22 protein-coding genes and 1 pseudogene are annotated in these 23,644 nt (G+C 61.6%); 4 read left to right on the plus strand and 19 right to left on the minus strand.

What is annotated here, in order from left to right; all coding sequences use genetic code 11:
• Positions 1-1,129: 1,129 nt before the first annotated feature.
• The 3 genes from waaC to waaA all read left to right on the plus strand — a co-directional run bounded on the left by waaC (position 1,130) and on the right by waaA (position 4,546).
• Positions 1,130-2,131 (plus strand): lipopolysaccharide heptosyltransferase I, encoded by a 1,002-nt coding sequence (gene waaC, locus BO1_RS43520; protein WP_028222938.1) that lies wholly within the window; start codon positions 1,130-1,132, stop codon positions 2,129-2,131.
• Positions 2,132-2,268: 137 nt separating this feature from the next.
• Complete coding sequence (locus tag BO1_RS43525) at positions 2,269-3,153, plus strand: Kdo hydroxylase family protein (RefSeq protein ID WP_028222939.1); 885 nt, start codon at positions 2,269-2,271, stop codon at positions 3,151-3,153.
• Between the two features lie 85 nt (positions 3,154-3,238).
• On the plus strand, positions 3,239-4,546 hold the full coding sequence (gene waaA, locus BO1_RS43530) for a lipid IV(A) 3-deoxy-D-manno-octulosonic acid transferase (protein WP_028222940.1): 1,308 nt from the start codon (positions 3,239-3,241) through the stop codon (positions 4,544-4,546).
• Between the two features lie 61 nt (positions 4,547-4,607).
• Here waaA and tssF read toward each other — a convergent pair whose 3' ends face one another.
• The 16 genes from tssF to ureA form a co-directional block, all read right to left on the minus strand.
• Positions 4,608-6,485, minus strand: a complete 1,878-nt coding sequence (gene tssF, locus BO1_RS43535; RefSeq protein ID WP_028222941.1) for a type VI secretion system baseplate subunit TssF — start codon at positions 6,483-6,485, stop codon at positions 4,608-4,610.
• A 120-nt stretch (positions 6,486-6,605) separates the two neighbouring features.
• Positions 6,606-6,863 carry a PAAR domain-containing protein gene (locus tag BO1_RS43545; RefSeq protein WP_028222942.1) on the minus strand — a complete coding sequence of 86 codons (258 nt, stop codon included), beginning with the start codon at positions 6,861-6,863 and terminating at the stop codon, positions 6,606-6,608.
• 69 nt (positions 6,864-6,932) lie between these two features.
• Entirely contained in the window at positions 6,933-7,229 is a 297-nt protein-coding gene (locus BO1_RS59885) for a hypothetical protein (protein ID WP_156992741.1), read from the minus strand.
• Positions 7,230-7,395: 166 nt separating this feature from the next.
• Positions 7,396-8,355, minus strand: a complete 960-nt coding sequence (locus tag BO1_RS43550) for an IS5 family transposase (RefSeq protein WP_028222943.1) — start codon at positions 8,353-8,355, stop codon at positions 7,396-7,398.
• Between the two features lie 188 nt (positions 8,356-8,543).
• Positions 8,544-9,638: a DUF6708 domain-containing protein gene (locus BO1_RS43555; protein ID WP_245644071.1), complete on the minus strand. Its 1,095-nt coding sequence runs from the start codon at positions 9,636-9,638 to the stop codon at positions 8,544-8,546.
• 17 nt (positions 9,639-9,655) lie between these two features.
• Positions 9,656-10,729, minus strand: a complete 1,074-nt coding sequence (locus tag BO1_RS43560; protein WP_028222945.1) for a DUF6708 domain-containing protein — start codon at positions 10,727-10,729, stop codon at positions 9,656-9,658.
• A 2-nt stretch (positions 10,730-10,731) separates the two neighbouring features.
• Positions 10,732-11,787 (minus strand): DUF6708 domain-containing protein, encoded by a 1,056-nt coding sequence (locus tag BO1_RS43565; RefSeq protein WP_245644072.1) that lies wholly within the window; start codon positions 11,785-11,787, stop codon positions 10,732-10,734.
• A gap of 17 nt (positions 11,788-11,804) precedes the next feature.
• Positions 11,805-12,872, minus strand: coding sequence for a DUF6708 domain-containing protein (locus tag BO1_RS43570; protein ID WP_028222947.1), 1,068 nt, complete (start codon positions 12,870-12,872; stop codon positions 11,805-11,807).
• Between the two features lie 3 nt (positions 12,873-12,875).
• On the minus strand, positions 12,876-14,171 hold the full coding sequence (locus BO1_RS55280; RefSeq protein WP_245644073.1) for a T6SS effector BTH_I2691 family protein: 1,296 nt from the start codon (positions 14,169-14,171) through the stop codon (positions 12,876-12,878).
• A gap of 4 nt (positions 14,172-14,175) precedes the next feature.
• Positions 14,176-14,394: a hypothetical protein gene (locus BO1_RS43580; RefSeq protein WP_028222948.1), complete on the minus strand. Its 219-nt coding sequence runs from the start codon at positions 14,392-14,394 to the stop codon at positions 14,176-14,178.
• A gap of 703 nt (positions 14,395-15,097) precedes the next feature.
• Positions 15,098-15,742 carry an urease accessory protein UreG gene (gene ureG, locus BO1_RS43585; protein WP_028222949.1) on the minus strand — a complete coding sequence of 215 codons (645 nt, stop codon included), beginning with the start codon at positions 15,740-15,742 and terminating at the stop codon, positions 15,098-15,100.
• Between the two features lie 53 nt (positions 15,743-15,795).
• Entirely contained in the window at positions 15,796-16,476 is a 681-nt protein-coding gene (locus tag BO1_RS43590) for an urease accessory protein UreF (RefSeq protein ID WP_043288858.1), read from the minus strand.
• Entirely contained in the window at positions 16,463-17,107 is a 645-nt protein-coding gene (ureE, locus tag BO1_RS43595) for an urease accessory protein UreE (RefSeq protein WP_028222951.1), read from the minus strand. The genes BO1_RS43590 and ureE overlap by 14 nt, the downstream gene beginning before the upstream one ends.
• A 9-nt stretch (positions 17,108-17,116) precedes the next feature.
• Positions 17,117-18,823, minus strand: a complete 1,707-nt coding sequence (ureC, locus tag BO1_RS43600) for an urease subunit alpha (protein ID WP_028222952.1) — start codon at positions 18,821-18,823, stop codon at positions 17,117-17,119.
• Between the two features lie 40 nt (positions 18,824-18,863).
• Positions 18,864-19,169: an urease subunit beta gene (locus tag BO1_RS43605; RefSeq protein ID WP_028222953.1), complete on the minus strand. Its 306-nt coding sequence runs from the start codon at positions 19,167-19,169 to the stop codon at positions 18,864-18,866.
• Between the two features lie 11 nt (positions 19,170-19,180).
• Positions 19,181-19,483, minus strand: coding sequence for an urease subunit gamma (ureA, locus tag BO1_RS43610; RefSeq protein WP_017773123.1), 303 nt, complete (start codon positions 19,481-19,483; stop codon positions 19,181-19,183).
• A 593-nt stretch (positions 19,484-20,076) separates the two neighbouring features.
• On the opposite strand from ureA, the gene BO1_RS55285 reads away from it, so the two are divergent.
• Complete coding sequence (locus BO1_RS55285) at positions 20,077-20,964, plus strand: CAP domain-containing protein (protein WP_156992743.1); 888 nt, start codon at positions 20,077-20,079, stop codon at positions 20,962-20,964.
• A gap of 128 nt (positions 20,965-21,092) precedes the next feature.
• Here BO1_RS55285 and BO1_RS43620 read toward each other — a convergent pair whose 3' ends face one another.
• From BO1_RS43620 to BO1_RS60835, 3 genes and pseudogenes are all read right to left on the minus strand, one after another.
• Positions 21,093-22,127 (minus strand): GGDEF domain-containing protein, encoded by a 1,035-nt coding sequence (locus tag BO1_RS43620; protein ID WP_028222954.1) that lies wholly within the window; start codon positions 22,125-22,127, stop codon positions 21,093-21,095.
• A gap of 606 nt (positions 22,128-22,733) precedes the next feature.
• Positions 22,734-23,282 (minus strand): hypothetical protein, encoded by a 549-nt coding sequence (locus tag BO1_RS59890; protein ID WP_156992744.1) that lies wholly within the window; start codon positions 23,280-23,282, stop codon positions 22,734-22,736.
• Between the two features lie 132 nt (positions 23,283-23,414).
• A pseudogene (locus BO1_RS60835) lies at positions 23,415-23,644 on the minus strand (hypothetical protein); the annotation flags it as partial.

Genomic DNA, 23,644 nt, shown 5'->3' on the forward strand with positions numbered 1-23,644 from the left:
AAAGAAAAGTATGGGCAGAACTGCACGCCAACAGTTCTCCCATAATGTAATTAGATATCCTAATAACATTAACAAGACGCAGTTATCCATAATCACAAGCTTGGAATTTAAATAGCTTGTTGATCTCGCGCGCCACGAGGCGGCGCGTTTAACTGGGGGTATGGTGAAAACCCTTTACTTCGCTCCGGGCGGAGCGCATCGGCTGTGGGGCCGAATAAGGGTGAGGCGATAACAATAGAGGCTGTTCATGTTTGTCCCCTTAGCTACATTCAACTGCCGACAACGTTTTGTTGCTCGTGCGAATCTTATTTTTGTTATATGTGACATTAATTCACTGCCTATCAATGTCAAGACTACTTTTGATCGCTTTGTGGCTTGCCGCATGTTCTTGAGCGACTCTATGCGGGATGAGATATTGTTCGCAGTGCGAAGAATTATTTATATGTGTTATGATCGGCTTCGCTGCGTGATCTTTCCTTCGATCTTTGTTGTTTCGCATTCTACGCACAGCATGGGCGACCTATGTGCGATGCCGAACACAAGGCAAGATTTCGCAATCGGTATTTCATCGGACTGATTGTGAGCCGCCCCCGGTTGTTTGGACACGCTTTTAAGTGTTCGCGAAAATCGATTTGAAAATCCGACCCGTATCCGCGTAGCTGCGCGTCGAAATCGTCGTCGAAGCGGCAGGGCGTGGTGCGCTCGGCGAGCGATTCAGCAGCCAGCCGGAGCGAGCGCAGTGTGTGCGGCATCGAACGGGGCGGCCTTGACGTTGAGCGCGGTGTTGCTCCTGGCTTCACCGGCGTCCAGGTCGGCCAAATGCATCATCGGAGCAACAGGCGTGGCGGGCACCACGACCTTCTGTTACGACGGTGCAGTTTCGCCGCCCAGTCTCGGCGTATCGCCGCCGATCGACCGGTACTGAGGGCGCGCGACGATTCTCGCGGGAGTCGCGCAGGACGTTTGTGTACGAAGCGCTCTGCCCTCGGCGCGTGACCGAGTTCGGCGGCGCGGCACCTTCCATCTCCGTCAGGTTCGTGCACCGCCTTTTTCCCGTCTGACACCCGCGCCGCGCTAGAATCACGAACCTTTAACGCATTTTTCGGCGCAGATTGCCGGCAATTCCTCCTTGAGCGTGCAAAAGATCCTCATCGTGCGCGTGTCGTCGCTGGGCGACGTCGTCCACAACATGCCCGCCATCGCCGATATCCGGCGGCGGTATCCCGACGCGCAGATCGACTGGCTTGTCGAAGAAAGCTTCCAGTCGCTCGTCGAACTCGTGCACGGCGTGCGCCGAGCCATTCCGTTCTCACTGCGCCGCTGGCGCAAGGCGCTCTTTTCCGCGGCCAACTGGCGCGAGATTGGCGAGTTCCGCCGCGCGCTCGCCGCCGAAAAATACGACCTCGTGATCGACTGCCAGGGCCTGATCAAGACCGCGTGGGTCGCGAGCTGGGCGCGCGGGCCGCTCGTCGGTCTCGGCAACCGGACCGATGGCGCGGGCTACGAATGGCCGGTGCGCTTCTTCTACAAGCGCGCCGTGCGCATCGAGCCGCGCACGCACGTGGTGGAGCGCACGCGGCAGCTCGTTGCGGCCGCGCTGGAGCTGCCGCCGCCGCAACCCACCGACGACATCGACTTCGGCCTCGACACGTACCGCGCGGCCCAGGCGCTCGCGGGCGTCGGCCTGAATTTGCCGGTGCCCTATGTGGTGTTCGTGCACGCCACCTCACGCGCCGACAAGCAATGGCCCGATGCGCACTGGATCGAGCTGGGCCAGGCGCTCGTGCGCCGCGGGGCGTCGCTCGTGCTGCCTTGGGGCAGCGACGCCGAGCGCGCGACGAGCGAGCGCCTCGCGCGCGAGTTCGGCGAGGCGGCCATCGTGCCGCCCAGGCTCTCGCTGCCGGCCGTGGTCGGCCTGATTGACGGCGCGGCGGCCACGGTGGGCGTGGACACGGGCCTCGTGCACATTGCGGCGGCGCTCAAGCGTCCGACGGTCGAGTTGTACAATTTCGCGACTGCCTGGCGCACCGGCGGCTATTGGTCGCCGATGGTCGTCAATCTCGGCACCGCCGGGCAGCCGCCCACGCTCGCGCAGGTCAAGGGCGCGCTGGCCGGCTTCGGCCTGCTGTGACACCGCGCCGCGGCAGATGCAAGGCAAGGCCTGACAGACTGCGGCGCGTCAAGGCGCGCCAGGCGGCTCGCGGTGTATAAGGGTCGGCGCCCGGCATCCCGCCTGGCATCCAGATCCATCGCTTCCAGGGGGCGACCATGAACGAATCCCAGATCATCGAAATCACGTCCGCCGACTGGCACGGTCAATATCTTTCGCAGCCGCGCGAGACGCTGCTCGATGCCGTCGAGCAGGGCAAGGTCCTGTATTTCTCGAAGCTCGAGTTTGCGGTCGAGGGCGGCGAGCGCGCGCTGCTCGATCCGGCGATCGCCGACCCCAAGCGCAAGAACATCAGCCTCGACCCGAACGGCGGCGCGCTGCGCGGCGTGCTGGGCGATACGGTCACGCAATCAGCGGTGCGCGCGATGATCGCGCGCTATCAGGCCTGTGCGCGCTCACTCGTCGACGGGCTCTTTCCCGAGTACAGCGGCAAGCTGCGCGTCGCGCCCACGAGCCTGCGCCTGCATCAGGTGGAAACGCGCCAGACCTCGTGGCGCAAGGACGATTCGCGCCTGCACGTGGACGCCTTTCCGTCGCGCCCGAACTATGGCGAGCGCATCCTGCGCGTGTTCACCAACGTGAACCCGAATGGCGTGCCGCGCGTGTGGCGCGTGGGCGAGCCGTTCGAGGACATGGCGCGCCGCTTCCTGCCGAACATCAAGCCGCAGATGCCGGGCTCGGCCTGGCTGCAGAACCTGCTGCACATCACCAAGTCGCCGCGCAGCGAGTACGACCATCTGATGCTCAATCTGCACGACTGCATGAAGGCCGATCTCGATTACCAGAAGACGAGCCCGCAGGAGACCATCAATTTTCCGCCGGGCTGCGTGTGGGTGTGCTTCTCCGATCACGCCTCGCATGCGGTCATGTCCGGCCAGTTCATGATGGAGCAGACCTTCTTCCTGCCCGCGAAGGACATGGTGCATCCGGACTGGGCGCCACTCGGCATTCTCGAGCGTCTCAAGGGCAAGGAACTCGTTTGATGCCACGGTTCAATCTCATCACGGGTACGACGTCTACGATGGCGGGTCCAGGCGCGCTGGCGCAACCCCCCGTCGCGGAGGCCCGATGCTGAGGGCCATCTATCGCGCGGCCTGGTGGCTGATTGCGCCGCTCGCCGTGGTGCGCCTCATCGTGCGCTCGCGGCGCGAGCGCGGCTATCGCCGGCATATCGGCGAGCGTTTCGGCTATAGCGTCGGGCGCGTGCCCGAGGACGACGCGCCGCTCATCTGGGTGCATGCCGTTTCGGTGGGCGAGACGCGCGCGGCGCAGCCGCTCATCGACGCGCTGCTGGCGGCGCGTCCCGACGCGCGCATCCTGCTCACGCACATGACGCCCGGCGGGCGCGCCACGGGTGAGCAACTGTTCGGCGATCGCGTGCTGCGCTGCTATCTGCCGTATGACATGCCGCATGCCGTGCGGCGCTTCCTGCGTGCATGGCGCCCGTCGCTCGGCCTCGTGATGGAGACCGAGGTGTGGCCGACGCTCATCGACGAATGCAAGCACGCCGACGTGCCGCTCGTGCTCACGAACGCGCGCATGTCGGCGCGTTCGTTCAAGCGCGCGGCGAAGTTCGGCGCGCATGCGCGCGAGGTGTTTGGCGGCTTCACGCGCGTGCTCGCGCAAAGCCCGTCCGATGCCGAGCGCCTGAGCGCGCTGGGCGCGCGCAACGTGAGCGTGCTCGGCAATCTGAAATTCGATATGGCGAGCCCGCCTGGGCTCGTCGCGCGCGGGCGCGACTGGCGCCGCGCGATCGGCGCGCGGCCCGTGTGGGTGGCGGCGAGCACGCGCGAAGGCGAAGAGGAGCTCGTGCTGCAGGCATTCGCCGCGCTTGGCGTGGAAGACGCGCTGCTGATTCTCGTGCCGCGCCATCCGCAGCGTTTCGACGAGGTGGCCGCGCTCGTCGCGCGCAAGAATCTCAAGCTCGAGCGGCGTTCGAAATGGGCGCCGGCTGCTTCAAAGGCGAGCGCTGCGGCGTCGCACGAGGGCGTCCATGCATTGCCGCAGGACGTGAATGTGCTGCTCGGCGACTCGATGGGCGAGATGGGCGCGTATTACGCCGCCGCCGATCTCGCGTTCATCGGCGGGAGTCTTTTGCCGCTCGGCGGCCAGAATCTGATCGAGGCCTGCGCCGTCGGTGTGCCCGTGCTGATCGGCCCGCACGTGTTCAACTTCACCCAGGCCACCGCGGACGCGGTCGCGGCCGGCGCAGCCCTGCAGGTGCAGGATCCCGCCGATCTCGCGCGTGCCTTGCGCGAACTCTTTACCGACAAGCCGCGCCGCGTGGCGATGGGCGCGGCCGCAGCGGCGTTCGCGGCGCGCCACCGCGGCGCGACCGAGCGCACGGTGGATGTGCTGCAGACCCTGATTGCGTAGTTGCGGATCGCGTCACGACGAGGAAAAGCCACGCTCTGCGGACGTGTCGTGCCTTCCGGCCTCAGATCAGCGGCTGCGTGCCTGGCTGCGCCTCGCTACGGATCAGCTCCTGACCGGTCTGCGCCGACAGGATGACGAGCTGGACGTAGCTGTTCACTGCTCCGTATGGTGCGATGAAGCGCTCCATCACTCGTGAAAACACGGCCAGGCTGACGTCGCGAAGCGCGGCTTCGTCAAACGAGATCAGGACTTCGACACCTCGCACGAAGGAAGGAAACGGGTTGTGCAGTGACATCCACCGTACTGCCGGCTTGTAATCGAGGTCGATGATGGCATCGATGCAGCGCTGTGCGAACGGCGTCGATCGCACAGCGTGCAATCGCAGGAATGCCTTGAGGGAGGACACCCCGTTTGGCGTCAGATCAACTGGATGCGGCGAGAGTGTAGACATCACGCGCCACAGGGCACCCTTGCCACGGGGCAGTTCGGCAGGCTGCGTCGGCTGCGTAATGAGCTGGATCGGGCAGTCCAGCGCATTGCCGTCAAGCAGCAGGTCACCCGAAGGGTTGCCGATCGGCAGGCGAGCCGGCAGACCACGGTTGGTTGCCGTCGTCACAACGTCGAGCTGCGGCAAATCGGGTTGCGCCGGATGGCCGTCCAGTCCGACCAGCGACAGCGTCATCTGTGACAGGACGCCCGGTCCGGCCTCGCGGTTGCGAAACGCCACCCAGTACACATCCAGCGCAGCGTCCGGACGCGCGTGTCCAAAAGCGTGATAGGCGGGCACCTGCACAGGGCACGCATCACGCTCGAGCGTGGCGCGCGGCGCATCCGCTTTCTCCAGTGTCCGTTCCCCCAGGTACACCGCATCCACTGAGTAGACATCAAGCACCGCGTGCGTGGTGAGTGGCACAGGCTGAATCGGGTAAGTCTCCTCATCCTTTAGCGCGATGGGTTGTACCCGTCGCTGGAACAGGTTGATAACGGGTGTGCAGAACAGCTTGAACGCGTGCTCATCGAGCGAGGCGAGCGCCCTGGCGGCGGGCGCGTCGTCAGGCGTGTCGCGCAGGACGACATGCAGTGTCAGTTCCCGTGCCTCGGGTGCGCGCGCAGCGCGCCAAACGCGCCCGATGTCGAGGTCGACGAAATCGAACATCTCGGGAAACGCGAAATACTCGAGCAGGTAGTGGAAGGCGGTTGCGGCGCTGCTCTGTACCGTGTTTTCCGGCAGTAGCCGCTCGGTGGCGGAGAAGCCAACCGGGGCAAATGGCACTTGAGAGAGAGCAGTCCAGCATTCCCCCTGATCGACCTGGACATAGGCGGTACTCGCGCGCAGCAGCAGTGCATCCAGCAATGCGACGACAAGCGGCGGCTCTCCCGAGAGGTGAATGCGCACCGGCCCGTCGGGAATGGCGGGGGGGAACCGACCGGCTGTCGAGCGCAACGTGACCGACACGACGCCGGTCGCGTCAGCCGGCAATTTCGCTGTCGTCGGGGCTAGCGTGGCCGGCATGTAGCGCGCGGACTGTATCTGCAGGGGCGTGAGTGTCACGTCATAGACCGACCGGTACCGCACGGGGGCGGTGCGCATGTTCAGCGGCGTGCCGCGCGGCACGACTCTGGCTTGCGTCAGCTGGCCGGCCAGCGCACGAGGATCGAACCGGGCGATCGCGCAGGAAGGCACCGTCCGCAGATAATGCGGGTGAATGACTTCCAGCAATGCCTCGGTGAACTCGGAATAGTCGTCGTCGAGTCTTGAGTCGACTCGGGCGGCGAGGAGCGCGAACGTCTGGATCAAACGCTCGACGTGCTGGTCGTCCGTGTGATCACTCTGGATGCCAAGGCGCGCTGCAATTTTCGGGTAGCGCGTGGCGAATTCCGCGAGCGCGCGCGCAAGCAGTCCGAGTTCATACTCGTAGTGGGGCAGCAGCTCGTCCATGCGCTAGGTCCCCAGCCGGTCCGCGCGCACGATGGCGGGGCCGACGAAGGCATCGCGCTGGAAGATTTCCGCGCGCAACGCGTTATCGGCGGACAGCGTCACCTGCAATTCCGTTTCCATTCAGATCGATGAAATCAGCCGGGCACCGCACTCGGTCGGGTCGTTGTCAAAGGCGACCGGTATGCCGTGGTGCCTTCGCGTGCTGTTTTCTGGAACGATCCTGAACTGGCCGCCGCACTTGGGGCATTCTGTCAAATGTCCCTGCAGGGCTACGGGAGCACCCAGCGCCTTCAGGTCGTCGCTCGCAGTGATCACGTGACCACCGTGCGTCGTCATGTCGTTCAGGCGGATCACGCCACGTCCATTCTGGTCTTTCATCATCCTTCCCGCATCGTTTGCATGGTCATGTCGTTGAACAGTCGAGACCAGGCCGGATCAGCATCCCTGTCAATCCACGCTCTTTGGGGCGACTCCGCTGAAAGTTTTGGGGTGCTGTGCATTGACGCAAATCTGATTCCAGCCGGCAAATTCGAATGCGGTTGCATACTTGCCTCCATTGCTTTCATCACGTATGCCGTAATTTAATTCGGGCTTCTCAAGGTTGAGCGGGTCATGGCCCGCAAATGACGGATCGTCCGAATGGGCTACATAGATGAAGCGCGCCCGGACAGGTTGCCCGTCCTGTTGCTTGTAGGTGACGTAGCCACAAACAAATGTGCGTTTGTAGTTCGGGGTCGGGCTCATCCCATGTAAATCGGGGGTATTTTCATAGACATCGTCGAATTCGATGTCCTCGACGCCGGCCAGAGCCGATTTGACAGCCGCTTCTGCAGTGCTGAATTTTGCCGATGCGCCTGGCGTTGTTGCGAAAATCAGGCATACAGACGAAATGACCTTTGTGCTCTCAATCTCAGGCGATACGGACGGACTGCGGGCGAGCGAGGGCTACCATGCGATTGAGTACACCCGCACGGATCGACACCTCGGTGGCTTGCGAGCCAGTTGCGCGCGCCCACAGACTGGAGCCCGTGAGTACCTTGAGCCGGTACATCAAGGTCTCGGCGAGCGATCGCCGGTGGTAGCCGCTCGCCTGCTTCCATTCGCGCCTGTTGCTTCGTTCGATAGTGGCAATAGCTGCGTTGCGCCACGTGGCGCCGGGCGTGCGATCTGGCCACGGCTTCGCTCCCTCGCGCGGGGGAATGGACGGGCTCGCGCCACGCGCGGCGATCCGCGCGTGGCAAGGCTTGGTGTCGTAAGCGCCATCGCCGCCGATGGTATCGATCATCACATCAGCCGGAATCTGGTCGAGCAGATCGGGCAACACTTCGCCATCGCCTTCGTCCTGATGGGTCATCAGCGCGGCGCAGATCTGGCCGGTGTTCGCGTCCATCGCAAGGTGGACCTTGCGCCACGTCCGGCGCTTGGACCAGCCGTGCTTGCGAACCTTCCACTCACCCTCGCCGTACACCTTCAGTCCGGTGCTGTCGATCACGAGGTGCATGGGCTCATGGGGACATTGCGCCGGCAGCGCGACCTTGAGGGTCTGCGCGCGACGGCTCAAGGTCGTGTAGTTCGGTACCGGCAAGCTCGGAAAGGCGAGCTTGCGCAAGCTGTGGGCGAAGCCTTGCAGTGCGCGCAGCGGCAGATGAAAGACTTGCTTGAGACTGAGGAGCATCTGGATCGCCGCATCACTGTAGACAGTCGGTCGGCCGCGCCTGGTCGGGCCAGCCTCGGATCCCTGCGTCAGTACGCTTTGATCAATCCACATGGTCACGTCGCCTCTCGCAATCAAGCCCGTGTTGTATTCCCGCCAGTTCCTGACGCGGTACAGCCCTTTGGGTTCGCTGGCCTTGCGTTCGTCCTTGCGCATCTTCTCGGGGAAAAAATCGAGAATCTACGTAGTTCGATGCGAAGTTAACATCCTGGTCAACCCGAGCGTTGCACGTAAACGTCAGTCCACCTGGAAGCGCCCCGATTTCTGCAACAACGCCGATGCGCCTTGTGAGCAGCTAACGAGCAAAACAAGTCCGGTATATAAGATTGCGACAATGGGCTTTTTCATTTTTCAATGCACCGTGCTTCGCTTCGCGCTGACGAACGTCTGTCAACAAGTGGAGCGGGGTTGTCGAGCCATGTAGCCGCGTGGAGTTTGCCATCTGGCTCGCCGGTCCAGCCTTCGGCTCGGGCTTTCGGATCGTTCGGGTATTCGCCTCGCTGCTGAGCCTGGACTGTGGCTCCCCAGCCGACCGGCGTGCCGGGGCCGGGTTCGGCGTAGTGATCATCGGGAGCGATCACGGAAATGCGCTCGATCGCGGCAGGCCAGACGGGATTCCGGCACGTCGCGCTCGCGAAGACGCGCATGACGGTGAAGACCAGAATCAACGGCATCATCAACAGCCGAATCACGACGGGTGCGCGCATGCCGAAGCTGTACATCGAGAACAGGAACGACTCGCGCAGCGTTTCATTCTGCGTGTGAAACAGCATCGGCTTGGGCAAGCCATTCGGACCAACCTTCATGTACGTGCACCAGTAGTTCCACTGGGCGAGGGCCATTTCAACCTGCCGGTTACCGGTCCATTCCCGTCCGATCGAGAACACCTGAGTCACGTTGCCATGATCGTCGACGGTATAGTGGCGGATGTGGAATATCGTGCCGAACGAGGTGCTCTCCCGATGCAGGCAGAAGATCGAGTCTTCCGTCCACGGTGCTTCCCAAATGACATCGCCCTCACCGGGCTTCGCGAAGAAGCGGCGTGCGCGAATCGCATATAGCTTGTGCGTTTCTCGATGGAAACGGATTGGCCGGTAGCGCAGACCAAAGAACAGGCCGCGTCCGAGTTTCCATACAATCGTGCTGAAAACTATCGTGGCCACAATCGCCAGGCAGTTCATCACGAAGTCACCACTCGATGCGTTCGCGTGGGTGAAGATATATATGTATGGCCCAATTCCAATACATACAAAAGCAACCACAACACCAGTGACAAACCATTGTTTCTCGAGAAAGGACGGTTCGATCACATCCATGTAGATCGAGTTAATGCCGAACGTCGATCCGAAATCCTGAACGACTGGGCCAACCGATCCATCGACTCGCAAGCGATGCGCCAGATCCCATTCCGTTACCGGTTTGCCGACGCACTTCTTCATTACCCGTTCGTCCATGATCAAGATGTGTGACCAGTCGGGTTATCGAGCCAGGTTGCCGCGTGCAGTCGGCCATCCGATGCACCTGTCCAGCCCTTGTCCGTGGTTTTCGGATCGTCCGGGTACTCGCCGCGCTGCTGAGCCAGGACCGTGTCGCCCCAGCCGACCGGCGTGCCAGGGCGGGGCTCGGCGTAGTGGTCGTCGGGAGCGATCACGGAAATGCGTTCGATCGCGGCCGGCCAGACGGGATTCCGGCACGTCGCGTTCGCGAAGACGCGCATGACCGTGAAGAGCAGAATCAACGGCATCGTCAGCAGCCGAATCACGACGGGTGCGCGCATGCCGAAGCTGTACATCGAGAACAGGTACGACTCACGCAGCGTTTCATTCTGCGTGTGAAACAGCATCGGCTTGGGCAAGCCATTCGGACCATCCTTCATGTACGTGCACAAGTAGTTCCACTGGGCGAGGGCCATTTCAACCTGCCGGTTACCGGTCCATTCCCGTCCGATCGAGAACACCTGAGTCACGTTGCCGTGATCGTCGACCGCGTAGTGACGGATGTGGAATATCGTGCCGAACGAGGTGCTCTCCCGATGCAGACAGAAGATCGAATCTTCCGTCCACGGTGCTTCCCAAATGACATCGCCCTCGCCAGGCTTCGCGAAGAAGCGGCGTGCGCGAATCGCATATAGCCTGTGCGTTTCGCGATGAAAGCGGATTGGCCGGTAGCGCAGACCAAAGAACAGGCCGCGTCCGAACTTCCAGACAATCGTACCGAAAATGGCTATCGGGAGGACGGCCGTGCAATTAAATACAAACATCCAGAACGCAGGGGCTGGATCGGCGTGCGTCATGAAATAGATATATGGACCAATCCCAATACATAGGAAGGCCAGCGCGACGCCGGTGACGAACCACTGCTTTTCGAGGAAGGATGGCTCGATCACGTCCATAAAGGCAGAGTTGATGCTGAACGTTGAGCCGAAGTCCTGAACGACTGGGCCAACAGAACGATTGATCGGTAAGCGATGCGCCAGATCCCATTCCGGTACCGGTTTGCCGACGCACTTCTTCATTACCCGTTCGTCCATGATCAAGATGCGTGACCAGTCGGGTTGTCGAGCCAGGTTGCCGCGTGCAGTCGGCCATCCGATGCACCGGTCCAACTCTGGGCCGTGGTTTTCGGATCGTTCGGGTATTCGCCTCGCTGCTGAGCCAGGACCGTGGCTCCCCAGCCGACCGGCGTACCAGGGCGGGGCTCGGCGTAGTGATCATCGGGAGCGACCACGGAAATGCACTTGATCGCGGCAGGCCAGACGGGATTCCGGCACGTCGCGTTCGCGAAGACGCGCATGACGGTGAAGACCAGAATCAACGGCATCATCAACAGCCGAATAACGACGGGTGCGCGCATGCCGAAGCTGTACATCGAGAACAGGAACGACTCGCGCAGCGTTTCATTCTGTGTGTGAAACAGCATCGGCTTGGGCAAGCCGTTCGGACCATCGTTCATATACGTGCACCAGTAGTTCCACTGGGCGAGGGCCATTTCAACCTGCCGGTTACCGGTCCATTCCCGTCCGATCGAGAACACCTGAGTCACGTTGCCATGATCATCGACCGTATAGTGGCGGATGTGGAATATCGTGCCGAACGAGGTGCTCTCCCGATGCAGACAGAAGATCGAGTCTTCCGTCCACGGTGCTTCCCAAATGACATCGCCCTCGCCGGGCTTGGCGAAGAAGCGGCGTGCGCGAATCGCATATAGCTTGCGCGTTTCACGATGGAAGCGGATTGGCCGATAGCGCAGACCAAAGAATAGTCCACGTCCGAACTTCCAGACAATGAAGGCAAAGCCTATGGAAACGCATACAGCAAAGAAGTCGCCCAGCGCATCTGCGGCATCCGGGTAGCGTATGTTGGTAAGCCAATAGATATATGGCCCAATTCCTATGAACAGGAAAGCGAGCGCGACACCAGTGATGAACCATTGTTTCTCGAGAAAGGAAGGTTCAATCACGTCCATGAAGGTCGAGTTGATGTTAAACGTCGAACCGAAATCCTGAATGTCTGGTCCAAGTGATCGCCGGATCGGCAGACGATGCGCCAGATCCCATGCCGGTACCGGTTTGCCGACGCACTTCTTCATTACCCGCCCGTCCATGCTCAAGATGCGTGACCAGTCGGGTTGTCGAGCCAGGTTGCCGCGTGCAGTCGGCCGTCCGATGCACCTGTCCAGCCCTTGTCCGTGGTTTTCGGATCGTCCGGGTACTCGCCGCGCTGCTGAGCCAGGACCGTGTCGCCCCAGCCGACCGGCGTGCCAGGGCGGGGCTCGGCGTAGTGGTCGTCGGGAGCGATCACGGAAATGCGTTCGATCGCGGCCGGCCAGACGGGATTCCGGCACGTTGCGTTCGCGAAGGTGCGCATGACGGTGAAGACCAGGATCAACGGCATCATCAACAGCCGAATCACGACGGGTGCGCGCATGCCGAAGCTGTACATCGAGAACAGGAACGACTCGCGCAGCGTTTCATTCTGCGTGTGAAACAGCATCGGCTTGGGCAAGCCATTCGGACCAACCTTCATGTACGTGCACCAGTAGTTCCACTGGGCGAGGGCCATTTCAACCTGCCGGTTACCGGTCCATTCCCGTCCGATCGAGAACACCTGAGTCACGTTGCCATGATCGTCGACGGTATAGTGGCGGATGTGGAATATCGTGCCGAACGAGGTGCTCTCCCGATGCAGGCAGAAGATCGAGTCTTCCGTCCACGGTGCTTCCCAAATGACATCGCCCTCACCGGGCTTCGCGAAGAAGCGGCGTGCGCGAATCGCATATAGCTTGCGCATTTCGCGATGAAAGCGGATCGGCTGATAGCGCAGACCAAAGAACAGGCCGCGTCCGAGTTTCAATACAATCGTGCCGAAAACGATCATGGCCACAATCGCCAGGCAGTTCATTATGAAGTCACCGCTCGATCCGTTCGCGTGGGTAAAGACATATATATATGGCCCAATTCCAATGCATAAGAAAGCGACCAAAACACCGGTGACAAACCATTGTTTCTCGAGAAAGGACGGCTCGATCACATCCATGTAGTTCGAGTTAATACCGAACGTCGATCCGAAATCCTGAACGTTTGGGCCTACCGGTCGATCGACTGGTAGGCGATGGGCTCGGTCCCAGTCCGGCACTGGTTTGCCGATGCACTTCTTCATGACGCGTTCGTCCATGTATCAACCTCCTGCCGCCGAGGTGAAGGCCTTAATCTCCGCCTCGAACGACTCGTAGTGTTCGCCCTCGCTGAACTTGCATCGAGAGACCCAGTCTTTAAGCGCTGACGCCTTGAAAATCGCAATCGCGATACCTACCAGGATAGATAGAATCAAGGCTGGCCAAAACAGTGGCAGGCTGAAGAGTGCGGCGACAGCGACATACGCTCCAAGAATTCCGCTTGCGAAATAAAGCTTGGAAAGGTCTTTTTCCCCGTTGTTCCAAGCTTCAGGGGCGTTCTTGAAAACGTCGTACCCGGCCAGGAAAAGGCCTGCGACTGCTCCCAACCCACGGCCACGCTTCGTTCCGACCTCCGCCCATTCGCTGGCGCCGGCCCACTGCTTCATGATGAATGCCGACAAGGGATGAGCCGGTGCCTTAACCACGGTTTCCGACGCGGTTTCTATGACGGTCCCGACGATCGAAACGACAGCTCCGACCGCCTTCAGACCGGTTTCGCGTTGACTGAACTGGTCGCTGCCCGCCCAATCCTGGGCAGCAAAAGTGAGTGTTGCCATCTGGAAGATCACCGTCACGACGCCGAGATTGAACTCGCGAGCAGAACCAAGCCACTTCTTGGCGGTATCTACGCCTGGAACCTTGACAGCCTTGATCGCCCCGGCCTCCAGCCTTCCATCCTTGACCAGCGCGTCAACGTCCATTTCGTAGGCAACAATGTTCGGGTCGCCCGGAGGCGCAGTCTTGATGACCTGCTTGCCGACCTGCGTCGCAGACGCGCGTTGTTCGGTGCGGTTGCCGTCCAGTTTGACACCCAGCTCCCGAGCTTGCTGCAAGGCCCAGTCGCGGATTGCAAGTTTGCTCACTTGTGAAGGTTTAAGCCGGACCCCAGACTGCATCGCCAGGCGAATGGTCACGAAACCGAGTGCGCCGCCGCGCGTGCCTTTTGTGAGCACGCCGACGATGTGATTGCTGGTCGTTACGATGAGCCGATCGCACAGATTGGCGGCGTTGCCGAGCTCTTTGACCTTATCGAATGCTCGCTTGTAGAGGTTCAGAAAATTCTCGTACTGGATATCCGATCCGTGAACCTGCGCATCTGCGGCTTTTATCATGGAGTCCTGATTGAACATCAGGGCCCGGGCATACAGATTACGAATATTCGCAGCCTGACCGCTCAACCAGTCGTCGAGCACTTTCTTGCACGCCTCGGTGCCGGTAGCGGCACCAATGGCCTGTGCGCACGACTCGCTATACGCGTAGCCGCTTCGCAGATCGTTCTGATCATGGACACCGGCCATCCAGTCAGCGAGCAGTTCCGACTTGAGCCACTCGGCATGCGCCTGTATCCGAGAGGATTTCTAGCGTATAGACGAAGTCTTTCGAGAGCGATTCGAATGCCTCGAGACGGTTGGGCAAAAGCAGCCGGTAGGGCGCGTCATTGCCGGGAAAATCGAGCTGCAGCAGCCGGTTGAATTGCGGCTCGCGCGCCAGACTGAGCAGGCTCTGGACAGTGTTCTGCATGGATTGTTCGTCGCTATCACTCGGCCCGGGCATGGGTGTGCAGACAACGGATGGGCTGCCCGTAAGCCCCAGAGACGGCTGCCCGTGTGCATCACATTCGCCGTGGCCCGTCAAATCGTCTTACGTATACCATAAAACGCTTAAAATGCCGCGCATAAAATGTCAGGACGCTTCAAAGTCTCGGCCAGATTATCGTTCCGGATTCGGAGCGCAATCCGTGTGCATCCTTTATTATCGGTGGCCCAATTCGCTGGCCCCGCTTCCATGCCCGTCCGCTTTAACGGGAGCCTGTTACCGGGCGGGTGATTTGATCGTTATGCAGAAGTTGAAAATATTCATTTGGCATCGAGAATCGCGAGTCATCAATTGCGACTCCGGTCACCGCCTGCGGGATATGGATTGGCAAAGTCGTAGATGGCAAAGCGCATCTCAACCTTGTTACATTCAACAATCCGAATAGATGAGATTGATATAAAAGCTATTGAACTTCGCAAGATTTACCGAGAAAAATCACCAGGGATGTATATTGGCTAAATTCGGAAATCTTTACTTCAAATACAAGGAATAGCGCGCTCTGAAATCCCGAGCAGTGTGATGTTTCCGATTTGAGCCGACACCGGCCACGACGGCCCATGGCGGGCCGTGGCCGATGGCGGGGACACGCTGAACGTCGTCAAGGCGGGCGCGTATCACCAGGTCAGGCTCACTCGCTTCTGTTGACGAGCAATCCCTGCTTTTCAATGAACGTGATCACCTGATCGAGGCCTTCGAGCGCCTTCAGGTTGCACATCACGAACGGACGCTCACCGCGCATCTTCTTCGCGTCCGAAGCCATCACGTCGAGATTCGCGCCCACGAGCGGCGCGAGATCGGTCTTGTTGATGACGAGCAGGTCCGATTTCGTGATGCCGGGGCCGCCCTTGCGCGGAATCTTCTCGCCGCCCGCCACGTCGATCACGTAGATCGTGAGGTCAGATAGCTCGGGGCTGAAGGTTGCCGCGAGGTTGTCGCCGCCCGATTCGATGAAGACGATGTCCGCGTCGGGAAAGCGCGTGAGCATCTGGTCGACGGCTTCGAGGTTGATCGACGCGTCCTCGCGGATCGCCGTGTGCGGGCAGCCGCCCGTTTCCACGCCCATGATGCGCTCGGCGGGCAACGCGCCCGCCACGGTCAGCAGGCGCTGATCTTCTTTCGTGTAGATGTCGTTGGTGATGGCGACCAGGTCGTAGCGCTCGCGCATGGCCTTGCAGAGCATTTCGAGCAGCGTGGTCTTGCCGGAGCCAACTGGGCCGCCCACGCCGACGCGTAGCGGCGGCAGCTTCTTGGTGCGTTTGGAGTGCGAATTCATGGTTCGTGTGATTCCGTCTGCGGGTTTGTTTGCACATCGGCCTCGATACGAGGCTAGGAGCGGAAGAGCCGCGAGTATTGCGATTCGTGCCGCGCGCTGAGAATGCCGAGCTGCGGCGCGAAGGTGTTGAGCGAGTCGGGCGGGGTGGCGAGCGCGCGCGCGACCGCGCTTTCGATGGCCGGCCGCAGCGCCATCACGATGCGCTGCCCCGCAAGCTGTCCGAGCGGCACCGCCTTGAGCGCGGCGGCGACCTGGTTCTCGACCCAGCTGAATGCGTAGGCGGCGAGCGTGGCGTCAGCCGCGGCAGCGTGAGCGAAGGCCGCGAACGCGAACGCCGTCGGCTGTGCGACGGGTGTCATGCGTTCGAGCGTCTCGCGTCTCGCGGTGTCGCCCCATTCGAGCTGCGCGCAGAGCTGGCGCAGCGACCAGCCCATTTGTGAGGTCTCGCGGCGCAGCTCCGCCGATTCGCGGCTCGCGACGAATTCCGCGTTCGCTTCGATCAACGCGCGGGCGTCGTGCGTGCGCCAGCGTTCGAGCTGATGCGCGATGTAGGGCAACTCGCCGGGCGCGAGCACGTTTGCCAGGCCACTTGCGATCCAATGCGCGGCATCGTCGGCGTTGGCGACGAGCCCGGCGTCGATGGCCGCTTCGAGTCCCTGCGAATAGCTGAACGCGCCAATCGGCAACGCCGGCGACGCGAGATGGAGCAGGGCGGTGAGCTCAGCGATGTTCATGGCTGTGGTCGTGCGCGTGGCCGTCGCAATGACCGTGATCGTGGCCGCAATCGGCGCCGTGGACGTGATCGCCATGGTTGTGATCGTGGCCATGCGCATGCCCGTGATCGTGCGCATGCCCATGATGCTCGTCGAACACGCGCTGTGCGAGCGCGTAGTCTTCGGCGAAGGTTTCGTCGTGGCCATGGCGATGACCGCCACCATAAGCACCCGCCTCGGGCTGGAACGGCAGCGTCGCGCGCTCGACCTGCGCGCCGAGGCGCCTGAGCATGTCTTCGAGCACCGGGTCGGCTTCGAGCTTGAGTTCGTCGATGCCCACTTCCACGGGCGTATGACGATTGCCGAGGTGATACGCGGCCCGCGTGAGCGTGAGGCGCTCCGGCGCGCGCACGAGCAGCACGCTTTGCGCCGCGGCGATCACGCGCACGAGGCCGCCATCGTCGGCCACGAGCATGTCGCCGTCGCGCAGCACCGTCCCGCGCGGCAGCACTACGCCGACTTCCTCGCCGGAATCGAGCGTGGCCGCGAAGCGGCTCTTGCAGCGCGCGTCGTAGGGCAGGGTGAGCGTGGGCGCGCGCTTGATCAGCACAGGTGCGAGCTTCGCGTTGAGTCGTTTATCTATCGTGCGCATGACAGCGGGTCAGAACAGGAAATAGCGCTGCGCCATCGGCAGCACCGTGGCGGGTTCGCAGGTCAGCAACTGGCCGTCGGCCACGACCTGATAGGTCTCGGGGTCGACGCTGATCGACGGTTGCCACGCGTTGTGAATCATGTCGGCTTTCGTGACGCTGCGGCAGTTGCGCACCGCCACCACACGCTTTTGCAGGCCATAGCGCTCGGGTATGCGTTTGTCGAGCGCAAGCTGCGAAACGAATGTGAGCGAGGTCTGTGTGAGCGCGCGTCCGCGCGTGCCGAACATTTCACGATAATGCACCGGCTGCGGCGTGGGAATCGACGCGTTCGGGTCACCCATCTGCGCCATCGCGATCATGCCGCCCTTGAGGATGAGCGCAGGCTTGACGCCGAAAAACGCCGGGTCCCAGAACACGAGGTCGGCCCACTTGCCCGGCTCGACCGAGCCCACTTCGTGCGCGATGCCATGCGTGAGCGCGGGGTTGATCGTGTACTTCGCGACGTAGCGCTTCACGCGGAAGTTGTCGTTGCGCGCGTTGTCCTCGGGCAGCGCGCCGCGCTGCACCTTCATCTTGTGCGCGGTCTGCCAGGTGCGGATGATGACTTCACCCACGCGGCCCATTGCCTGGGAGTCCGATGAAAGCATCGAGAGCGCGCCAAGGTCGTGCAGGATGTCTTCGGCGGCAATGGTCTCGCGGCGGATGCGCGACTCGGCGAAGGCGATGTCCTCGGCAATCGACGGATCGAGGTGATGGCACACCATCAGCATGTCGAGGTGCTCGTCGAGCGTGTTGATCGTGTACGGACGCGTGGGATTGGTCGACGAGGGCAGCACGTTCACCTCGCCGCACACCTTGATGATGTCGGGCGCGTGGCCGCCGCCCGCGCCTTCGGTGTGGTACGTGTGGATCGTGCGGCCCTTGAACGCGTTCACCGTTGCCTCGACGAAGCCGCCTTCGTTGAGCGTATCGGTGTGAATGGCCACCTGCGTGTCGGTCGCGTCGGCCACCGTGAGGCAGTTGTCGATGGCCGCGGGCGTCGAGCCCCAGTCCTCGTGCAGCTTCAGGCCGATCGCACCGGCGGCGATCTGCTCTTCGGCGGGCTTGGGCAGGCTCACGTTGCCCTTGCCGAGAAAGCCCAGGTTGATTGGCCAGCCGTCGGCGGCCTGCAGCATGCGCTCGAGATGCCACGGGCCCGGCGTGCAGGTCGTGGCGTTGGTGCCGGTGGCGGGGCCGGTGCCGCCGCCGATCATGGTCGTGACGCCCGAGGTGAGCGCTTCGTCGATCTGCTGCGGGCTGATGAAGTGGATGTGCGTGTCGATGCCGCCCGCGGTCACGATCTGGCCTTCGCCCGCGATCACTTCCGTGGACGCGCCAATGGGGATCGTCACGCCAGGCTGCACGTCGGGGTTGCCGGCCTTGCCGATCCTCCAGACGCGGCCGTCCTTGATGCCGATATCGGCCTTGACGATGCCCCAATGGTCGAGAATCACGGCGTTGGTCACGACCGTGTCGGCCACCTCGGCGGCAAGCCGCTGCGACTGGCCCATGCCGTCGCGAATCACTTTGCCGCCGCCGAACTTCACTTCGTCGCCGTAGACCGTGTAGTCGCGTTCGATCTCGATCACGAGCTCGGTGTCGGCCAGACGCACACGGTCGCCGGTCGTGGGGCCGAACATCTCCGCATAGGCGCGGCGGCCGATCTTCAATGTCATATCGGAATCCTGATGAATTCGAAAGTGGGCGCGCCGCCGCTCAGAGCGGGCCCATCACCTTGCCGCTGAAGCCGTAGACCGCGCGCTCGCCCGCGAACGCCACCAGCTCGACGGTGCGCTCCTGGCCGGGCTCGAAGCGCACGGCGGTGCCGGCCGCAATGTTCAGGCGAAAGCCGCGCGCGGCCTCGCGCTCGAACGAGAGCGCCTCGTTGACTTCGTAGAAGTGGAAGTGCGAACCGATCTGCACGGGGCGGTCGCCGGTGTTCGCGACCGTGACGGTCACGGTTTCGCGGCCCGCATTGAGCTCGATTTCGCCTTCGTCGATCAGCATTTCACCGGGGATCATGCGCGGCTCCTTTATGGAATCGGATGGTGGACGGTGACGAGCTTGGTGCCATCGGGGAAGGTGGCCTCGACCTGGATGTCGGGGATCATCTCGGGTACGCCTTCCATCACGTCGTCGCGCGTGAGCAGCGTCGTGCCGTAGTGCATGACCTCGGCGACGGTCTTGCCGTCGCGGGCAGCTTCCATCAGCGCGGCGCTGATGAAGGCGACCGCCTCCGGATAGTTGAGCTTGAGGCCGCGCGCGCGCCGCCGTTCGGCGAGCAGCGCGGCGGTGAAGATCAGGAGCTTGTCTTTCTCGCGTGGCGTGAGCTTCATCGTTCTCGGTCGGTTGGAAGGCGGTTATCCAGCGTCCGACATACGCACGGATGCGCATCACGCAACGCATGTCCATCGCCGGATCGCCTGACAGTTTAGCTTACGGGAACGAGGTTACGTTCAGCTTGCAGGCCCGAGAACAAAGAGCCTACCGGCTGTTGGCCTGCAGCGGGATCTCAGGCGGTGTGAGGCGATGCGTACGAACACGGGGTTGCGAAACGCCCAGACTCAATAGGGAATTGGCCGGTCTTCTGGCAGTCGAGAGCCACCGATGAGCACGCCCGATTTCTGCCGCGCGGGCGGCTATGCGCATGCGAAGCACACTTTCGATCGACTGATTCCCGTTTGCCGAGAGGCCTCATCTTTGGCTTGGCTCGCTAAGCAAACTGACTTTTGCAGGCCTGACTATCGAGAGGTTTCAAGTGAAAACAAACACGACCATTCTTGCGGCGGCGCTCGCCGCCGGGGCATTGGCGGCTTGCGGCGGCGGCGGCAGCAGTGGGCCGGCCACCACCACCACGGGGCAAAGCGGCTCGACAGCTCAGCCCATTTCCTTGCTCGCTGCTCCCGGGGCGTCAGTCGGCTCGCCAACGTTGACGGGCGACGTCATCGCCGACTCGCTCGCCTTCACGAACAACATGCGCGCCCAACTTGGGCTTTCCGCGCTCAAACAAATCCCGCAGGTGGACACGGCGGCGGCGAACCACGCGGCTTATATGTATGACAACGACTACATCGGGCACGACGAGACGGCCGGACTCTCCGGCTACACGGGCGCGACGCCAGCCGCTCGCGTCGCCGCCGCTGGCTACACGACCAACTCAGTCGGTGAGATCGCGGCCGGGATCGGTGGCGCTTTTACTTCATCGACCGAGGCGGTCGACGTGTTGTTCGACGCGCCATTCCATCGCGCGATTTTCTTGTTCGACACGACCGGCGTTGGCTTCGGCCAAGGCCCGGCCAACACCGACACCGCCAGGTATTCGACCTTCGTCGGCGACTTCGTGGACTACGTCCAGCAGACGCCCGACTACAAGCTGATCGCTTACCCATACAACGGCGAGACGAACGTCAGCCCGTCGTGGATCGCCAACGAATCTCCGAGCCCGTTCGCAAATGCCCCGCAGTATGAAGGCCAGACCGTCGGCTACCCGATAACGCTCAGCGCTGCGGGCAGCGGCGCGTACTCGAACGTCACGTTCACCATTACCGACCCGTCCGGCAACGCCGTTCCTTGCGAGGAAACCGACAATTCGAACAATAGCGAAGCGACTCGCCTGGCGATGTGCGTGCCTTTTTCACCGCTGATCGCGAACGCGACCTACAAGGTTTCGGTCTCCGGCTCCCTCACGAACACAAGCATTCCGACCGCGCAAGCGTTCAGCGTGTCCTGGTCGTTCACGACCGGGACGGCGACAGCGGTCAGCAATGCCCAAGTTGCTCCGGGCAAAGGCAAATCGCTACCGATGATTCTCAACTGACCGGTGGCGCGATGCCGCTCGCAAACATCGTAGCCTGCGGCGCAATCGCCGCCGCAGATTCTGGCGTCGTTTTGCCGCCACAGGGAGCCGTGTTTCGTCGAACTGGAGCGTCCTGGTTGCCGGGGTGATCAGTCATTGCGCCTCCACAGGCTACGCGTTCCACGAAATGCAATCCGTTCGCGCCTCACGCGGAGCAATTCCTCGCCGGCTATCTGCAGCGCTTGCTGAGCGCTTAAGAAGCGCACCGCAACACAGCCCGCATAAGCGCCTTCGTACCGTCCTACAACGTTTTGAAACATGTAATCGCCGAAGGTCGCTTCACAAGCTTTGCTGGCGATCGCGGTGGCCAGTCGCGTCGCCTTGTCGAAGTCTTCTGGCCCGCGCGAGATCAGCGTGAACTGATCGCAGTTGATTCTCGCGAGGAAGGCTTGGCCACCCATCGTTGCCGTCAGTCGGTTCGCGCAGTTTCGAAAAAACTGATCGCTCGCAGTGAGACCCATGTAATCGTTGACCTCTCCCGGGGCACCCAGATCGAGCATGCACACCAGCACATAGGATCCGTCAAGTGACGTATGCGCCAGCATCTTCCCGAGCTCCTCATTAAGCGCCCTGCGATTGGCGAGGCCCGTAACCTCGTCGACGCGCGTCGTACGCTGCAGATGCTCGTTCATGAACCCAAGTTGCTCAAGCAACTGCTCCCTCCGAAGACAATCCGACATCAACTTCGCAAAGGCGTTGAGCGCCTGATGCGCCCGCGAACCGAGTTCCCGTCTGTATCGGCTAATCCCGCATAGCGTGCCGACAACGGTGCCATTGCTGGTGCACACAGGTACACTTGCAAATGCCCGGATGCCAAACCGGGCCGTAGTCGGTGAGTCGCCCCAAATTTCCCGGACGTTCGCCACGACGTGCAGGCCGCTTTCCAGGCTGCGCTTGCATAGCGTATCGCTCCATGGGAGCTGAAGCCCTTCCGGGACATCGATTTTTCCACTGTTCCGGGAATAGACTACCGTCTGAACCTCCCGGTTGAAATCTATCGTCGTCAGGTACGTCGACTCCAGACCGGTCAGCGCTTCGAGCATCTCCAGAATCGGACGAACGAGTGTTTCCAGGTCGCCTGCGCTCGCCGGGCTGCGCGAGGGGCGTTCGAGAGTCTCAATCATTTGTTGGCTCCAGTGATTGAGGACAGGCCCAAAATTCAATCCTCAAAACTGATGGGGAGTGAAGCGGGTCCTGTCAAGGTGACGGGCGTTGACCGTCTATATTTAAAAACGCTCAGGCAAACTCCAGAGGAAACGCCGTCCCGAATTCGGAAGTAGCAATCCAGACACGCCATGCTCTCCCAATGCTGACGCCACGCCGGTGGGACGTTGATGTATATTTCTCGAGACTTTAGAGATCCCGAACGGATAGCGTGCTTTTTGCGTGCCGAAATTTGACTCCATTGCCCGGCATCCGGTTAAGGCGGATCGAATTCACTTGCTTGCTGACGACAGTTATCAAATCGGCGCGGACGGTGTCGGCGCATTCGGGCTAGGCGCTGACGGGGTGGGCGCGGCAGGGTTTGGCGCAGCCGGACTCATTGCGCCCTGCTGTTGCTGCACGACAGGGACGTGAGCTGCCTCTTGCGCGTTCGATCCATAAGGGAACGCAAGATAGCCTGATGCGTCAGGCTGCGGCGGTGGCTGCCTGTTCCAGAGCGCGCTGAAGCTTGATGCGCTGCACCCCGTCAGAGTCAATGCCATCAAATAGAAGAGCTTGTTCATGGCTCATCTGCAATAGTAAAGCGCACGCGTTTGTAGCTCCGGTGGCGTCGCTTTTTTTAGCTCGTGTTTATACGATCGATAAGTCTTTCCGTTGACCGTAATCGTGCTCTCCGCCGTTGTTTCGCTCGTCGCGTTGCCGTTCTCATCTATCCAGGCGTTCACTGTTGACGACGCACTCGAAGAGTTAGCGGAAGACGCAATGTTCTGTGTCGCGCCATCGGCGTTCGCCCACGCTGACGTTTGCATGCTGTCCGTCCGCCCGTTTGCTCCTGGCGATGAGCCCTGCCATGGAGCAGGAGCAGAAAAAGGAGGCGCACGATCAAACGAACTTGATTGCCATGAAGGCGCATACCCTTTTTCCGGCTCCACATATTTGTAGCTGGGCATCGCCACTTGCACCATGATGGGCGTGCAACTGTTCTTCACCGGGGTTTGAACCTGCGGCTGTTGCCACTGCTGAAGTGCCGCGCCTGCAACCGCAGCAGGGATAGAGACCGTCTGCCCGAAAGCTGGCGCCAATGCCGCGAGCAAAACAAGAGGAGCGAGTTTCATGGCACACCTCCTACATCACCAAACATAGCAAGTCGCAAAAAACGGAGGCCTGGATTCGGGGATCTCCAAGCCCCCTTTGAAAGCAGGAGCACCGGGATGTTGCTGGTTGAACTCCTGCTATACGAACCTACTTTACTTCAGCGCGCTCACCTTTGCCGCGATGCTTTCAACCGACATCGATTGCAGGTTATCGGTGTCGGGCGACACCGTCGCCTGGGTTGCATCGTCGGGGACGACCGGGGCTTGGGCGCTATCTGCGGGTGCCGCCTGGACGGCCGGTCCCGGTTGTGCCGCCGGCTCTGTGGCCGGTTGTGCAGCCGGTTGCGCAACCGGTTCTGCGGCCGGTTGTACGGCCGGCTGTG

The sequence above is a fragment of the Paraburkholderia oxyphila NBRC 105797 genome (assembly GCF_000685075.1).
Lineage (GTDB): Bacteria > Pseudomonadota > Gammaproteobacteria > Burkholderiales > Burkholderiaceae > Paraburkholderia > Paraburkholderia oxyphila.

Excerpts from the sequence above, each read along its gene's own strand:
- ureC (WP_028222952.1), bottom strand. The coding sequence starts at position 18,823 with ATGACATTGAAGATCGGCCGCCGCGCCTATGCGGAGATGTTCGGCCCC.
- BO1_RS43580 (WP_028222948.1), bottom strand. The coding sequence starts at position 14,394 with ATGCAGAACACTGTCCAGAGCCTGCTCAGTCTGGCGCGCGAGCCGCAA.
- BO1_RS43555 (WP_245644071.1), bottom strand. The coding sequence starts at position 9,638 with ATGAAGAAGTGCGTCGGCAAACCGGTAACGGAATGGGATCTGGCGCAT.
- BO1_RS55280 (WP_245644073.1), bottom strand. The coding sequence starts at position 14,171 with ATGGCCGGTGTCCATGATCAGAACGATCTGCGAAGCGGCTACGCGTAT.
- BO1_RS43590 (WP_043288858.1), bottom strand. The coding sequence starts at position 16,476 with ATGAACATCGCTGAGCTCACCGCCCTGCTCCATCTCGCGTCGCCGGCG.
- ureG (WP_028222949.1), bottom strand. The coding sequence starts at position 15,742 with ATGAATTCGCACTCCAAACGCACCAAGAAGCTGCCGCCGCTACGCGTC.
- ureE (WP_028222951.1), bottom strand. The coding sequence starts at position 17,107 with ATGCGCACGATAGATAAACGACTCAACGCGAAGCTCGCACCTGTGCTG.
- ureA (WP_017773123.1), bottom strand. The coding sequence starts at position 19,483 with ATGAAGCTCACGCCACGCGAGAAAGACAAGCTCCTGATCTTCACCGCC.
- BO1_RS43525 (WP_028222939.1), top strand. The coding sequence starts at position 2,269 with ATGAACGAATCCCAGATCATCGAAATCACGTCCGCCGACTGGCACGGT.
- BO1_RS43550 (WP_028222943.1), bottom strand. The coding sequence starts at position 8,355 with ATGCGCAAGGACGAACGCAAGGCCAGCGAACCCAAAGGGCTGTACCGC.
- BO1_RS43560 (WP_028222945.1), bottom strand. The coding sequence starts at position 10,729 with ATGGACGAACGGGTAATGAAGAAGTGCGTCGGCAAACCGGTACCGGAA.
- BO1_RS43605 (WP_028222953.1), bottom strand. The coding sequence starts at position 19,169 with ATGATCCCCGGTGAAATGCTGATCGACGAAGGCGAAATCGAGCTCAAT.
- BO1_RS59890 (WP_156992744.1), bottom strand. The coding sequence starts at position 23,282 with ATGAAACTCGCTCCTCTTGTTTTGCTCGCGGCATTGGCGCCAGCTTTC.
- BO1_RS43565 (WP_245644072.1), bottom strand. The coding sequence starts at position 11,787 with ATGAAGAAGTGCGTCGGCAAACCGGTACCGGCATGGGATCTGGCGCAT.
- BO1_RS43620 (WP_028222954.1), bottom strand. The coding sequence starts at position 22,127 with ATGATTGAGACTCTCGAACGCCCCTCGCGCAGCCCGGCGAGCGCAGGC.
- BO1_RS43545 (WP_028222942.1), bottom strand. The coding sequence starts at position 6,863 with ATGAAAGACCAGAATGGACGTGGCGTGATCCGCCTGAACGACATGACG.
- BO1_RS59885 (WP_156992741.1), bottom strand. The coding sequence starts at position 7,229 with ATGAGCCCGACCCCGAACTACAAACGCACATTTGTTTGTGGCTACGTC.
- waaA (WP_028222940.1), top strand. The coding sequence starts at position 3,239 with ATGCTGAGGGCCATCTATCGCGCGGCCTGGTGGCTGATTGCGCCGCTC.
- tssF (WP_028222941.1), bottom strand. The coding sequence starts at position 6,485 with ATGGACGAGCTGCTGCCCCACTACGAGTATGAACTCGGACTGCTTGCG.
- BO1_RS43570 (WP_028222947.1), bottom strand. The coding sequence starts at position 12,872 with ATGGACGAACGCGTCATGAAGAAGTGCATCGGCAAACCAGTGCCGGAC.